This is a genomic window from Methanohalophilus halophilus (assembly GCF_001889405.1).
Taxonomy (GTDB): domain Archaea; phylum Halobacteriota; class Methanosarcinia; order Methanosarcinales; family Methanosarcinaceae; genus Methanohalophilus; species Methanohalophilus halophilus.
The window spans coordinates 1,959,563-1,974,268 of sequence record NZ_CP017921.1 but is presented as its reverse complement, the minus strand read 5'-3'; the positions used below and the strand labels follow the sequence as shown (position 1 = coordinate 1,974,268).

Genomic DNA, 14,706 nt, shown 5'->3' with positions numbered 1-14,706 from the left:
ACACATAGAACGGTTGGAGCAGATCATATCTGTACAGTGTGATGCATGATGTGAGCAGTGATGTATTATAATCTAATCATGATATTAATATAAAGGTAAAAGTGTACCATGCATTCTACCTCTGTATTCTTAGCAACTGTTCCATGTGTATCATCTGTTCCATTGTATTTGATTATCTATTGTTTAAAGATTAGCTGATTTCATTCGAATACGCAAACTATATAGCTAAAGTAGAGCAGACAAAGTATTTATGGGCTATTTTTGAAAATAGCAAATCTTTGATTTAGAATTTTCTACTGAGGCCTGTATTGGAAGATTTAAATATAATTGACTGGCATTTACATTAGCACTTCGAAATAATATCAGGTAGTTAAATGGACGAAATAGATTTTTTTAATGGTTTAGGTTTTGACTCAAATCCTTTTGCATCTACAAATGCAGATGATGAAGATAGATTAAATCAATATTTCATCCGGCCTAAATATTTTGACTCTGTATGGGGAAATCCAGAAAGACCTAAAAGTGTAATTGTTTTTGCTCCAAGAGGCGGGGGGAAAACAGCTCAAAGAAAGATGATTGAATTTGAAAGTCAAAGAAGTAAGAATGTTCTTTGTGTTAATTACTCTAGGTTTGAATTTTCGAAAGATATTCAGTCAATCACTGTTTCTGACCACCTGAGAAAACTTATTCAAATCATCATTATTGGTATATTGACAAGATTAAACGAAGAACCGCAACTCATTGGACATTTAGATTCAAATGACAGGCAGTTCCTGAAAAATTCAATAGATGTTCATTTAGGTCAGATATCTGAGTATGATTTTAAGGATGCAATTGATTCTTTATCTAATTATTCTGATAAAGCAAAAGAATACTGGAATAAATATCTCGGAAAAATTAGTGTTGGGATTAATCTAGCAGTTTTAAAGTTAGGAGTAAACACTGAAAACACAAATCAAGATCCAATTTCTGAAGCACTTGATGGATCGTATAAGTACCAGTTAGAAAAAATGCAAAATATAATTTCCAAAATAGATTTTTCCGGCATATATATATTAATTGACAAAGTTGATGAAGCTGATATAACTGGAAATGATGCTAATTTATCATCAAAACTAGTCGAGCCATTGTTAAAAGATTTAGATTTACTTGAAATGAATGGCTACAGTTTTAAATTTTTCCTATGGGATAAATTAATGCGATATTATGATAAGTATGGTCGAAAAGATCGCATAAAACATCATAGTCTTAGTTGGGATAATTTCTCTTTAAAAAAGATGGTTTCTAAAAGACTTGAAGCATATAGTAACAATAGAATTAATGACTTTTCAGATATCGTAAATTATGATTTTAATATTGATATTAATTCTATTATCATTTTATTCGCCCAGAAATCACCGCGTGATGTGATTAGAATAATTCAAGATATCATAGCAGAACAAAGAGAAATCAATCCATATGCTCGAAAAATTTCTTCTTCTGCAATTATGAAAGGAATTGATATTTTTACACAAACCAAAGCAAGTGAAATTGTTGACATTAGTACACTCAGAGAATTAAGGAAAATTGGTCAAGTTGAATTCACTATAAATTACCTAGCAAATGATGTATATAAATGTAAACAAGATACTGTAAGATCTAAAATAAAAAGATGGTCTGATCTTGGAATTATTGAGAATATAGGTAAAGAAAAAGGGAGAAAAAAGCCTGTAAATAAATATTGTATAAGCGATATTACAATTGCAAAATGCATTTTTCCAGAGTTATCTATAGAAGAATTCCTAAATTCAAAATACCGAAAATGTCCTAATTGTGGTGCTGATTTATTTAGGGATTGGGATAAAAGCGATAAAAAAATCTGCCACATATGTTCTAAAGAAAGCAAAAGTACAGGCACAAAATTTTCTGAAAAGATGTTTGATACTCAGCAGAAGACATTATTTGATTTTTGAATTAAAAAATCATGGTAGAATCTATATTTGTGATTCTTCAGTTGAAACTAGAGGGTATGATTCAGGCAAAAGTCTGATACTTTTTCAGTTCACTTAAACTAAAATAGGGACATCTAGAAAACTTCTTATGTGTACTTTTGTTTATTCTTCAATGTATGTTGGTATTATGTAGTAATATATGGATGAAGTGAAATGAGTTCAAAGAAGAAAAATTGGTTCAAAAAAGCAGTATTATCTTCAGAATTGCCAACATTCCTCTCTAACTATACAATAAGAGCAATTCTAGCTAAAAGTCGCTCATTTGATGGTACCTATTCAACAGTAGATTATGATGTTTTATTTTGCTCGTTTTCAATCTGCGAAACAGGAAATAATTCTGAAATTTCATCTGAACAGTTCCAAAGTATAATGAAAGAATGTTCTGATATTTTAAATTCAAGACCTAATAATACATTCCCCTTCAATCGTTTTGGTATAGTGCAAGGTATTAGGCCTTATTGGTATTCAATTCCATTATACGCTGAAATACTGGAACCATTTAATGAGGAATTTGAGTCACTTTTTGAAGTCACAATTGAAGAAGTATTTCATTTTGTTGAATACTTATCTTTGCAATATGAAACAGTTAATGAGAATTATGCTGAAATAGCTATTCCTGCGAATCTACGTTTTTTAATTAGTGATTTAACAATAAAACTTTCTGACATTGAATATTTAGAAGATGTATGGGATAAAATGTTTGTTCAAGTGGAAGATGATTTTGTTATTCCTCTATTTCGCAAATTTCCAGAAAGTGCATATACATATCTATGCAAAAAGTTAAAAGACAATGTTCGTGATTTTGGTCATATAAAAGGTCATTCTATTGAATTGCTTATTGAACAGAAATTAAAACAATTCACACCTCATTCAGATTTATATCACAGCTACTATATCAAAAATAATGATGGTGAAAAAGACTTATTAATTGAATCCAAAGAAATGGGCTTCTGTGTTGAATGCAAATCGCTTCAGATTAAAAAATCGACTTACGGTGGATCCGAACGAAGTTTAAACCGTGCTGCTAAGAAAAATATTTCTAAAGCATTTGAACAAATAAAGCAACCTTTAGTTTTATTGTCAAAAGGCGGAATCATTCTACACGACGATATAGAATACAAAGTCAAGCCCAAAAAATATTATTATGGATTTATCATAACAGATCAAATTTATAGTCCATTGATTCGAGCTTCAATTGAGCATCTAAATTATTTAAAATTAGAAAATAAAGAAGAGACGTGGCACGGCGAAAATATCTGGATTGGATCAATCATAGATTTTATCTTTTTACTTGAAGTAACTACAACGCCTTCTATATTATTTGATTATTTTTCTTATGTAAGGTCTGTTGAATCTTTAAAACATACTGATGAGCCTGAGTCTTGGTTACTTTACTGTATGGATCCAATTATTCCTAATATGCTAAAAGCTCCAAAAGTTCATAATATTAATTTGATGTGTAATGATTTTGGATGGGATAAGTTCAAAGAAAAAAGAGCAGAATATTGCATACCAATCTGGTTAGAAAATGAATTAAATTTAATTCGTAAATATGATAGAAGTGGTTTGTCTTCAAAGTCATTAAGCATTATTAATCGGCGTCGAAAAAAAGTATCAAAACATTTTCAAAATAAATTTATGAAAGAGAGTTTAGCTGAAAATGGTTTCGATCAGCAAAATTCAGTTTAAAAGGAACACATAGAACGGTTAGAACACTTCATATCTATACAGTGTGATGCATGACGTAAGTAGTACAATGTATTATTATCAAATCATGATATTAATATAAAGGTAGAAGTGTCCTATGCCTTCTACCTCTATCCTCCTAGGAAGTGTTCCTTCCGTGCCACCTGTTCCATTTCACATCCCTATTCCGTACCTCCTTGATTTCAACACTTCAGGGCACTCTGGATTTTTATCCTCCAACTCTTCATCCGTGTAATAGTACCGTTGGACAATTCCTCGCCAGATGTTTTCATCGGGGACAACATACTGGCGGATTTTCTTTGATCCTGTTTGCAGTCTCACGGTTGTTTGTTCAGTCGTCATTCCTATGCTCCCTAAGGCCTGTGATATCGCTTTAGTGCTCGCCCCAAAATGTTTCGCAACCATTGAAGGCGTGACAGCCGCAATCCCATCATCCGTAGAATATTGAGCAAAGTCAGGATGCGGTTCATCTTCACCTTTCGCAAGGGCAAATACGTAATTAAAAATCGCTCCTTCCCATGATTGAGAACGCACTCCCTTGACCTCATTTTGCCGGCGGGCTATGTAATCCTTGGACCGTTCTTCTCCATCGGGCAGTAGTTGCAGCGTTAACGATAATGGAATAGTTAGCTGCTTCAGGCGTCCTTCTATTTCCATATCGCTGCAATCTATTAGGTTATTGGGGTCAACGCATGCTGCATAATGAAATTAATTGGCTCATTCAAGATAATAAAGAACACTCCAAAGCCGAATATAGCGTACCCTATGGTGCAGTTGCCCACGTCACATGCGCATTTAATTGGTGAGCAAGCACATGTTTTTGAGACTGATATTAATGGAAAAACGTTGTTTGTAGTATCCACAGATGAAGACTCCATAGTTGTACGACCGAAGAGAGAATTTGACCTTGAATCAAGGCTTGAAAGAATAGAAAATGAGCTATCCATATTGCAAAAATCAGCATCAAAAGAGATAATTACCAATAATACACCGCCTCATCTAGACGAGTCTGAATTTAATGAAACGGTAATCTCTAAGAACTTAGAATCAGAAGATAAAAATTCTGGTGGGCCCGCTGAGATTCGAACTCAGGATCCTCGCCGTGTAAAGGCGATGTCATAACCGGCTAGACCACGGGCCCCTGCCTGCGTTTGCATCCCCTAGATGTTACAAGTTGTATATATGATTTTTGATGTATGGAATGCCATTCTTTTTATAATAGTAACATTTGATTAGGTTTTGATGGATTCAGACCCTGAAGATTATGAATATGAAGAAGATATAGAAGCCTATTATCTCGGGGATTATGCAAGTATCGGTTCGATTGTCAGGGAAGTTCTTCCCTTTGAGCTTCTTGCTACTGTAGGAGGGGTTGTTGCAGGCCTCATTCTTTCCGGTATGACAGAAGAGCTTCAGGTAATTCCCGGCCTGTTAGTGATAACTCCGGCAGTGCTTGGAATGAGGGGTAACATCTCATCTACCCTCGGTTCCCGTCTGGGCAGTGCAATACATATGGGTCTGATTACAAAAATCGAGCGCAACCCTGAATTGCTCAATAATATTGGGGGTTCTCTTTTGCTCAGTTTGTTGCTCTCTTTTGTACTGGGCCTGTTGGGTCATTTTATGACAATTGCTCTGGGTCTGGAAAGTGCAGGTGCCTTAACCCTTACATTAATAGCCGTGATGGCAGGGTTGTCTTCAGGTTTAATTCTCTCTGTAATAGCAACTTTTTTTGCCATAGGTATGTTCAAGTTTGGCTTTGATCCTGATAATGTTGTCACACCCTCTATAGCAACTATAGGTGACATCGTGTCTATGTTCATGCTGTTCCTTTCTGCAAAGGTGGTGTTAGCAATATGAGCTATTACACCATTGGAAGTATAGTGAAAAGCAGCGCACCTATCCTTTTCCTGACTTCATTCGTCGGCCTTTTTGCAGGTCAGATCATGAACTCAAATCTGGATAGTTTGATCTCATATCCTATCCTTTTACTCCTGATTCCCGCATTGATCAAAATCGGAGGGGATACTGGCAGCATGCTTGGAGCAAGGCTGGCCTCGGCTTTTCATATGGGTCTTGGTACCACACGCATCCATAAGAATCCTGTTGTACGCAATAGCCTGATAGCCGCTTTTATTGTAGGGATTGTCGCTTCCTGTTTCCTGAGTGTAGTTGTATGGATTGTAGGTATGCTTATTCACAATGGTATAGCATTTACAAGTCTTTTCAGCATCTGTGTGCTGGCCTGCCTGGTAGAACTGATAATAGTGTATGCAGTAACACTGGTTGTAGCAGTTGCATCTCACAAATTCGGGCTTGATCCGGATGATACCGTTATTCCTATTATTGCAACTATCGGTGATGTTGTAGGGATTTCTGCAATCTTTGGAGTCATAGCATTGTTGGAGTTTGTCTGACATTAATAATGATTATGTTTTTATATTCGCGAATTAGTTTAAGTTAACAAAGGTAGAATGAATCATGTGTCCCAAAGAGATCAAATACAGCCCTACTAATCTCAAAGACCTTCTTATTCAAATGAAAGACACCTCAGAACTGATGGTAGATCTTGCTTACTCTGCTATGGTTTATGACGATGAGGATATTGCAGAGGAAGTCCTCCGCTTAGAAGAGAGGATGGATACTTACTACTATCACATGAACATGGCTGCAATGTTAAGCACCCGCCGTGTTGAGGAAGCCGAAGAAATGACAGGTGTGCTTCAGGTAGCTTCATCCTCTGAAAAAATTGCAAACGCAGCCGCTGATATCGCCCAAATTGTACTGATGCAAATGGGTATTCCGCTAGAACTAAAAATGGCACTCAGAGAAGCTGAAGAAACCATTCTAAGGGTAACAGTAAGCGATGATTCCATCATGAGTGGCTATACACTGGGTGATCTTGAACTGGATACTGAAACAGGGATGTGGCTTATTGCTATCAGGCGCCAGAATGATTGGATATATGATCCGGACCATTCAACACGCATACGTTCAGGGGATGTCCTTTTTGCAAGGGGACATGATGAAGGGGTCCCTCTTCTGATCAAATTAGCCACCAACAAAGAGTATGTTTTACGAAATAATTCACACGAGCGGCTATTAAGAGACCTGGAAAAAGCCGTGGATATTATCGTAGACATGAAAAACATGGCGGAAATGTCTGTAGGACTTGCTTATTTTGCAATACTCTACGACAATAATGACATAGCAGAAGAGGTGCGTGCCATTGAGTCTGAGATGGATGTCATGAAATATGATCTCCAGCACTGGGTACTTGAAACCGCAAAACACGTCTCTGATGTTGACGAGCTCAAGGGTCTATTACATCTTGCCAATGCGTCTGAAGCCATCTCCGATGCTGCTTATGGTATTGCTGATACGGTGCTCAGGGATATAGAACTGCACCCCATAATTACTCTTGCTGTACGGGGTTCGGATGAAGTTATCACGAGGGTTGTAGTGGAAGACTGTTCCCCGATTGTCGGTGATACTCTCGGAGATCTACAGCTTGCCACGGAGACAGGAGTTCACATAATGGCTGTAAAAAGAGCCGGGAGGTGGCTTTACAGTCCAAGTGCCCGCACCCGTGTAGAGGGTGGGGACATCCTTATAGGACGTGGTTCCCGCACCGGCGAAGAAGCTCTACTTGAAATGTGTGCCTGTCCAGTAAGAGAAGACTGACTCACTTTGGCTGGTGCTTTTGCATTTCTTTTTTTGCCAACATGTTGGAGCCGAATGTATACAGAAGGATTATAATACCCAGCCAGATAAAATGCTCGCCGACATCCGGTCTGCCTAAATATTTTAATGCAAGGCCTGTAGCCAGGACAAACATGTTTGCCAGGCCGATCTTCTTGTTTCTTTTAACGGTGCTTTGATACATCTGCTTATGTGCAAGATATTCTTTTTTCTCATCCTTCATAGGTGTTCACATCCGTGGTATAGTTATAATTATATCAGCTGCCTTTTGCAGCCTCTCATGGACTGCAGCTCCAATCCCTTTTTCAGTAAAAGATCCGTCTACAATTATCAAATCCATGCCTTTTGAGTCCATCTCTCTTAATCCTGCAAAAATACGCTTTGCTGCTCCCTCGGGTTTAGTTGCCTGGCCTATAGATAATTTCTCTTTGAAAGGGAAGTCGTTTTGGATCTCTTCTGTAAGTAACAATCCTGCCCTTTCATGTTCCTCATTGGTGTTTCCAACAAGGTCTGCAATTTTTGCAGATACATCTTTTGTTTTTCCCTGCACCAGTATAACCTTTGCAGAAGGGGAGTAATGGGTATATTTCATGCCGGGTGAAAGAGGTTTTTCCATATGGTCCTTTTTTGCATATCCAATACATACTTCTGTGTTTGTGCATTGCTGTATATCTTCGGCAGATATCTTTCCCGGGCGCAATATCACCGGGACTTCTCCGCGTGCATCAACGACTGTGGATTCCACACCAATTTCTACTTCCCCTCCATCCACAATTGCATCGATTCGGCCTTGAAGGTCTTCCTCGACATGGGATGCATTTGTAGGGCTGGGCCGACCGGAAAGGTTTGCGCTGGGAGCAGCAATAGGTTTGCAGGATGCCTCTATAATATTTTGGGCAATCTGGTTTGCAGGCATCCGGATTGCTACGGTTTCAAGTCTTCCCGTAGTTATATAAGGAACCATATCTGTTTTGTCGAGAATTATTGCCAGGGGTCCTGGCCAGAAGCATTCTGCAAGTTTTTTAGCAATGGGGGTGAAAGTGCTCACAAGTTGGTTGCATTGATCCTGATTTGATACATGGACTATAAGGGGATTGTCAGCAGGTCTGCCCTTTGCTTTAAATATTTGCTCTACAGCTTGTGGGTTAAGGGCATCGGCTCCCAGTCCATAAACAGTTTCTGTAGGAAAAGCTACTGTTTTGCCTTCTCGCAAGAGTTTTCCTGCCTTTTTGAATATATCGTCTGCTGTCTTTTCAGCAATCCTCATAATCTCTGTTTTTTTTTGCATATGGGATACTTGTTCCATTTCTTCCCTATATCAAGGCAGGCTTATCTTATATCTTTAACTTTTATATCTTCTCATGGTCATTTTCAATAGTTTCTTCATGTTTTACCGGGCAGCTGGAATTTATTAAACAATAGGTTTTACCGTAATCATCTACAGTTGATTCTTCGCAAAGTCCAACTCCGTGCCTGTGAGCAGCCCTGCTTATCATATGAGCTGCTACGGGAGCTGTTAACAGGAGAAAAAGCCCAACTGTAATAGCTTTTATTCCCATGGGTCCAAATCCAATTTTTATGACGATTCCCATCATAACGCCAAAGGCTCCCAGTGTTCCGATTTTTGTTGTGGCATGCAGCCTGTTATACACATCAGGCAGCCGATAAAGTCCCAGCATTCCCAGGAATACAAAGAACATCCCGGCGAAGAAGAAAAAATTACTAAGAATATCCTGTATAAATGTTATGTTATTCAGAATACCACTCCCTCATCCAGATATTTTGCGATTGTGACTGTTCCAACAAAGGCTATAATAGAAATCACAAGAGCTACATCCATGAAGAACACCGATTCCTGGACAAAAGAATAAACACCCAGCATGACCACAATTACAGTTGCCAGGGCATCGACTGCAATAACCCTGTCGGGGATGGTAGGACCTTTGATAATCCTGTGGATACAGGGAATAATTGATAATACCATGAATACAAGCGCGATGTCAAGCAAATGGATTGTGTTCATTCGAATGCCTCCAGTACATATTCTTCCAGATCATCCTTTATGGAATCACGTATTTCTTTAGCATTGTCGATGTCAATACAGTGTACATACAATGCAGATTTATCATCAGATACATCAATTGTAAGGGTTCCAGGCGTCAGGGTGATGGTGTTTGCGATAGCTGTAATACCAACATCTGTTTTTGCCCTGATGGGAACTGCTATAATGCCAGGTTTTATATCGATTTTTGGTTGCAGTACGATTTTTGCTACAACGATACTTGCTTTTACAATCTCAACTATGAGTATAGAGAAATAATGTATCTGTTTTGGTACGCGGTTTAATTTATCCCTGTAAGAAATTTCCTCTCCGAAACTATAGAGTTCTTTAAATGGCCTGATCAGGAATGGTCCGATCATGGCACCTATGAGGAAATTGCTCAGGTTTACGGCACCGTGGACAAAACACCAGACAAAACCAAGCGCAATTGAATACATTACATATCTCTTCATCTTACGCTCCCTCCGAGTACTGCGTTGATATATGGTTGTGGATCAAGGAGCTGATTTGCAATCTCACTTGAAAGGGCTATCAATGGTTCTGAATACACACCAAGGACGAGTACAGCGGCTGCAAGTATAATTATCGGTACTGTTATCATTGGTGAAAGTCCATGTGATGAATACGGGCCGTACTTTTCAGAATCCCTTACTTCACCCCAGAACATGAGTAACCATGCCCTGAACATGTAGAATATTGTAAAAACTGCGAATGCAAATCCTATAAGCACTGGCAAATAATATTCCCCCAAAATGGCCGCGTCAAAAAGGACAAATTTTGCTATAAAACCTCCCAGCGGCGGCAATCCTGCAATGGACATTGCTCCTATAAGGAACATGCTACTCATTAGAGGTGCACTTTTGACCATTCCTCCCATCTGATGCATATCCCTTGTTCCTGCATGGTGAATAATCCCTCCGGATGTCAGGAAAAGCATGGATTTGGCAATTGCATGATTAACAAGATAGACCAAAGAAGCTGCAAGGGCATAAGCTGTTCCCATACCAATCCCCAGGAAAACATAACCTATCTGGCTGACACTGGAATAGGCAAGTAGACGTTTGACATCTTTCTGGCCGACAGCAGCAATGGCCCCTATTGCTATGGTAATCAATGCAAGCAGGATGATAATTGGTTGTAGTAAAAACAGTGCATCTTTAAAGACCAGGAAATATATCCGGAGAATTCCGTATGCTCCCACCTTGATCATAACACCGCTAAGCATGGCACTTATGGGTGATGGGGCTGTCGGGTGGACATCCGGCAGCCAGTAATGAAGAGGGAATATGGCTGCCTTGTTACCAAAAACGATGATAAATAGCAAAGCAATGAAATAGATGTGCCAGGGCATAGTTCCTGCCTGGCTTAATGCAGATATTTTTACCGAAAGATCTGCCATGTTCAGTGTGCCCACCGTTGCATAGAGGGAAGCCACTGCAACCAGCATTAGCATTGAACCGATTATGTTCAGTATGAGATACTTGAAGGTCGCTTCCATCTTATCGGAAACTTTTGTGACACCTCCATTTTCCGAAGCTACTACCAATCCGCATGAGGAAAGCAGCAGTATTTCGAAAAACACGAACATATTGAAGATGTCCCCTGTGAGGAATGTTCCGTTTAAGCCTGCAACAAGCAGGTTGAAAAGGGAATGATATGTTGTGTTCAGGGACTTGCCTTCGATGTAATCCAGAGAATATATCAGGGCAAGCAGGGATATTCCTGAACTCAGTACAACCATCCCGGAGCCCAGCAGGTCGGCAACGAGCATGATGCCATATTTGCCCCATTCTCCAACCTCATAAACCTGTATTCCACTGTTCCATACTTGCAAGAGGAGAATAACACTCATAATCAATATTAATGCTGATACAATTATGTTGAGGGTTTTCTGGAAAGTTGGTCTGGAACGCAGCATTATCATTAATGCCGACATAAGTATGGGTATTGCAATTACGAGTATTGGCAAATGTTCCTGAATATTCATCCCCGCAGCCTCCTGAGTTTCCTGATATCTGTGGTGCCGTATTCTTCATGGATGCGGTAGGCCAGTATAAGTATAAATGCAGTAGTCGCAAGGCTGATTACAATAGCTGTCAACACAAGAGCCTGTACAAGGGGGTCTACGAAAGGGGTTTCCATGCCAGAAGGTACTATTGGTGCAAGTATACCTTCTGATAATTTATCTGTAAAAATAATCTCGCTGCCAGAACCATGATGGCTATCTGTTATTATAGGAGCTTTTTCACCATCAAATACTCCAGTTGAAACGATTAGCATGTTTACTGCATGGGAGATTAGGGATAAACCAATGATGATTTTTATGATGTCCCTGCGTAGGATAAGAAATGTCCCAATACCAAAGATCAGGGCTATAGTAATCGATAATATTGTATTGTTCATTTGTCTTCACCCACGTTTTTGAATATATGTAGCAGAGTGCCAATTACGACAAAATATACTCCAATATCAAAGAGGGTGGCTGATGCCAACTCTATTTCACCGTAGAGGGGAATCTCTACAAATTTGATTGAACTCCTGAAAAAATTGTTTCCGTATATGATTGCTCCAAAAGCAGTCAATGAAGCAATGAGTAATCCTGCCCCGAATAATTTGTCCCAGGAAGGATTAAAGAATGATTTGGTGTACTTTAAACCAAATACTACATAGGTAAGGGAAATTACAGAGGCAAACATTACACCACCGATAAATCCTCCTCCGGGATTATTGTGCCCTGCCAATAAAAGGGATATAGAAAATAAACTTACAAGAGGGATACAGATTTTTGTAATTGTCTTTGTGATTAATGTAGTCATTCTCCTTCACCTCTGCTCTTTATAAGATTATAAACTCCAAGTGCTGCCAGACATAATACTGATATTTCTCCCAGGGTATCATAGCCACGGAAATCTACCAGGATTACATTTACAATATTATGCCCTCCTGCAAGCTTTACACTGTTCTCTAGGAAATAGTGGGACAGGGATTCAAATGGTGGTGCTATGCCCTGTGTTGCATTGAGTAATAGGATCAATACAGTTGCAGCAACAGTAAATGAAATTCCTATATCTCTTATCAAAGTGGTTTTTGGTATCTTTTCTTTGAATGTCTGGGGTACCCTAGCTATTACAAGCAAAAATATTATTGTTGCCAGAGTTTCCACAAGTACCTGTGTAAGAGCAAGGTCGGGTGCTTTGAGATATATGAATACTAAGCTGACCATATAACCAACTGCAGAAAGTGCTATTACGGCAGGAAGATATCTATGCAGGGTTGCAGCTGCAATTGCTGCGATGACCATAAGGGCCATTATCAATGCCTCGTAAGGGGGAATGTCAAAATTGAGGTTGGCAGGGAATACTTGTGTTGCCATCATGAATGCTGGTATGGCAAACAGTATGACCATTAAAAATAATATAGCATTAATGTAGAGCTTTATGCTACCAGTCTGGGTAAAGTTGGCAAATCCTTTTGCACTTCCCTTTGCTCCATCAACAATCCTGTCATAGTAATAGTTCACACTTATCCGGGGATATCTTGCATTGAATCTATCCTGCCAGGCCGCTATACTATCGTAGCGTGTGTAGATTGCCAGCCCGCAGATGAAAGTGATTATTGTCATGAAAAGGGCCGGTGTAAAACCATGCCAGAGTTGCACATGCAGATGGACTTCCTCGAGCACGATTCCCGCGGTTGTGGGTTCAATTATGTTGTGGACCGGAATCGAAGGGACAAGGCCAAACAGGATGACAAGACCTGCAAGGAATGCTGCAGGAACAAGCATTGTGTAAGGTGGTTCATGTATATGTTCAGGTAGGTGGTCGTGATGTTTTTCTCCCAGGAATATCCCGTCGATAAGTTTGATGGAATAAGCAAAGGTGAATATTCCTCCCAGTACTGCTGCTGCCGGTATCAGGAATGTGAAAGGTCCTCCTATGATGTGGCCCATCTCAACCGAGGTTTCATAGAACATTTCCTTACTAAGGAATCCATTAAGAGGGGGAATTCCTGCCATTGCAAGGGCTGCTATGGATGCAATGATAAATGTAATCGGCATATCCTTTCGCAAACCACCGAGTTTGCGTATGTCTCGGGTAGCTGCCTCATGTGCAACAATACCTGCGATCAGGAAAAGACATGCTTTGAAAGTTGCGTGATTGAGAAGATGGAAAGTTGCTGCTGCCACTCCTAAACCGGGTTCGTGGTAGGATGTATAACCATACATTGTCATCATGTATGCCAGCTGGCTGATAGTTGAATAGGCCAGGATTGCTTTGATGTCTGTCTGACGGAAAGCCAGGAAGCCCGCAAGCAGCATTGTGAATATACCGACCCCACTTACCAGGATAAACCAGGCTTCTGTGCCTGAAAATATGGGGTGTACCCTGGCTACCAGGTATATTCCTGCCTTAACCATTGTGGCAGAATGCAAAAAAGCACTGACGGGTGTGGGAGCTTCCATTGCATTTGGAAGCCATATGTAAAAAGGTCCCTGTGCTGATTTGGCAGCTGCACCTATCAGGATAAGTACCAGTGTTATTAAGAAGAAAGGATGAGCTTTGATGTTTTCAATTATGGCAGGGTTCTGGAGAATAGTAGCTATATCATAGGAACCTGTAATAGTATGTAGCAGGATAAATCCTGCCAGCATGAAAAGGCCGCCACCTGCTGTGAGCAGCAGGGATTTTGTGGCTCCGTAGATGGAAGCGGGTTTACCTCTCCAGTAACCAATGAGCATGAATGATGTGATACTGGTAAGTTCCCAGAATATGAATAGCTGGAGTGTGTTCCCTGCAAAGACCATACCGATCATGGACCCCATGAATAAGAGCAAGTACTGGTAATAACGGGGGAGGTCTTCCTTGTGGGACATGTACCCATTGGAATAGGACATTATAATTACACCGATACCGGATGCTATGAATCCGATCATCATAGCCAGTCCATCGGCATAAATGCTGAATTCTGCACCGATGCTTGGCATCCACTCAATTGAGTGTTGTATTATATGTCCATGAATTATTTCGGGAGCTACTATACCTATTAATGCAAAACTCAGGAAGGCAATTCCTGCTGCAAACCAACCGATCCTGTGCTTCAGGAACTTTTCCAGCAGCGGTATGAATATCGCCGCGGCAAAGGGTAAAAATATAGCCAGTACGATTGCCGTAAAGGAGTCCATGCCTCTCCTTAATTAAATTCCAATATATAACTGTTGTTCATGATCAATAAACATTTTTGTGA

The 14,706-nt window shown here is 39.7% G+C and carries 15 protein-coding genes and 1 tRNA gene; 5 read left to right on the top strand and 11 right to left on the bottom strand.

Going from position 1 to position 14,706, the window contains the following annotated elements; all coding sequences use genetic code 11:
• Positions 1-374 precede the first annotated feature (374 nt).
• Positions 375-1,952, top strand: a complete 1,578-nt coding sequence (locus BHR79_RS10110; RefSeq protein WP_072562189.1) for a P-loop ATPase, Sll1717 family — start codon at positions 375-377, stop codon at positions 1,950-1,952.
• A gap of 192 nt (positions 1,953-2,144) precedes the next feature.
• Positions 2,145-3,680 (top strand): hypothetical protein, encoded by a 1,536-nt coding sequence (locus tag BHR79_RS10105; RefSeq protein ID WP_072562188.1) that lies wholly within the window; start codon positions 2,145-2,147, stop codon positions 3,678-3,680.
• Between the two features lie 171 nt (positions 3,681-3,851).
• Here the strand turns inward: BHR79_RS10105 and BHR79_RS10100 are convergent, their stop codons facing one another.
• Together BHR79_RS10100 and BHR79_RS10095 are read right to left on the bottom strand one after the other, a co-directional pair.
• Positions 3,852-4,355 (bottom strand): hypothetical protein, encoded by a 504-nt coding sequence (locus BHR79_RS10100; protein ID WP_072562187.1) that lies wholly within the window; start codon positions 4,353-4,355, stop codon positions 3,852-3,854.
• Between the two features lie 407 nt (positions 4,356-4,762).
• A tRNA-Val gene (locus BHR79_RS10095) sits at positions 4,763-4,839 on the bottom strand.
• A 101-nt stretch (positions 4,840-4,940) separates the two neighbouring features.
• On the opposite strand from BHR79_RS10095, the gene BHR79_RS10090 reads away from it, so the two are divergent.
• From BHR79_RS10090 to BHR79_RS10080, 3 genes are all read left to right on the top strand, one after another.
• A complete protein-coding gene (locus tag BHR79_RS10090) occupies positions 4,941-5,558 on the top strand; it encodes a magnesium transporter (protein ID WP_072562186.1) in 618 nt (205 codons plus the stop codon).
• Positions 5,555-6,115 carry a magnesium transporter gene (locus BHR79_RS10085; protein WP_083433097.1) on the top strand — a complete coding sequence of 187 codons (561 nt, stop codon included), beginning with the start codon at positions 5,555-5,557 and terminating at the stop codon, positions 6,113-6,115. Before BHR79_RS10090 ends, BHR79_RS10085 begins: the two co-directional genes overlap by 4 nt.
• Before the next feature lie 64 nt (positions 6,116-6,179).
• Entirely contained in the window at positions 6,180-7,382 is a 1,203-nt protein-coding gene (locus BHR79_RS10080; protein WP_072562185.1) for a potassium channel family protein, read from the top strand.
• 1 nt (position 7,383) lies between these two features.
• Here BHR79_RS10080 and BHR79_RS10075 read toward each other — a convergent pair whose 3' ends face one another.
• The 9 genes from BHR79_RS10075 to mbhE form a co-directional block, all read right to left on the bottom strand.
• Positions 7,384-7,623 (bottom strand): hypothetical protein, encoded by a 240-nt coding sequence (locus tag BHR79_RS10075; protein WP_072562184.1) that lies wholly within the window; start codon positions 7,621-7,623, stop codon positions 7,384-7,386.
• 6 nt (positions 7,624-7,629) lie between these two features.
• On the bottom strand, positions 7,630-8,688 hold the full coding sequence (locus BHR79_RS10070; RefSeq protein ID WP_072562391.1) for an L-threonylcarbamoyladenylate synthase: 1,059 nt from the start codon (positions 8,686-8,688) through the stop codon (positions 7,630-7,632).
• A 61-nt stretch (positions 8,689-8,749) separates the two neighbouring features.
• Positions 8,750-9,130, bottom strand: a complete 381-nt coding sequence (gene mnhG, locus BHR79_RS10065; protein WP_268765995.1) for a monovalent cation/H(+) antiporter subunit G — start codon at positions 9,128-9,130, stop codon at positions 8,750-8,752.
• Between the two features lie 23 nt (positions 9,131-9,153).
• The gene (locus tag BHR79_RS10060) at positions 9,154-9,423 is read right to left on the bottom strand and encodes a cation:proton antiporter (protein WP_072358223.1); all 270 of its coding nucleotides are present in this window, start codon (positions 9,421-9,423) and stop codon (positions 9,154-9,156) included.
• On the bottom strand, positions 9,420-9,914 hold the full coding sequence (locus BHR79_RS10055) for a Na+/H+ antiporter subunit E (RefSeq protein ID WP_072562182.1): 495 nt from the start codon (positions 9,912-9,914) through the stop codon (positions 9,420-9,422). Before BHR79_RS10055 ends, BHR79_RS10060 begins: the two co-directional genes overlap by 4 nt.
• Positions 9,911-11,449, bottom strand: coding sequence for a proton-conducting transporter transmembrane domain-containing protein (locus BHR79_RS10050; protein WP_072562181.1), 1,539 nt, complete (start codon positions 11,447-11,449; stop codon positions 9,911-9,913). Before BHR79_RS10050 ends, BHR79_RS10055 begins: the two co-directional genes overlap by 4 nt.
• Positions 11,446-11,865 carry an NADH-quinone oxidoreductase subunit K gene (locus tag BHR79_RS10045; RefSeq protein ID WP_072562180.1) on the bottom strand — a complete coding sequence of 140 codons (420 nt, stop codon included), beginning with the start codon at positions 11,863-11,865 and terminating at the stop codon, positions 11,446-11,448. The genes BHR79_RS10050 and BHR79_RS10045 overlap by 4 nt, the downstream gene beginning before the upstream one ends.
• Positions 11,862-12,278, bottom strand: a complete 417-nt coding sequence (locus BHR79_RS10040) for a monovalent cation/H+ antiporter subunit B (protein ID WP_072562179.1) — start codon at positions 12,276-12,278, stop codon at positions 11,862-11,864. The genes BHR79_RS10045 and BHR79_RS10040 overlap by 4 nt, the downstream gene beginning before the upstream one ends.
• On the bottom strand, positions 12,275-14,644 hold the full coding sequence (mbhE, locus tag BHR79_RS10035; protein WP_072562178.1) for a hydrogen gas-evolving membrane-bound hydrogenase subunit E: 2,370 nt from the start codon (positions 14,642-14,644) through the stop codon (positions 12,275-12,277). Before mbhE ends, BHR79_RS10040 begins: the two co-directional genes overlap by 4 nt.
• Between the last annotated feature and the right edge of the window lie 62 nt (positions 14,645-14,706).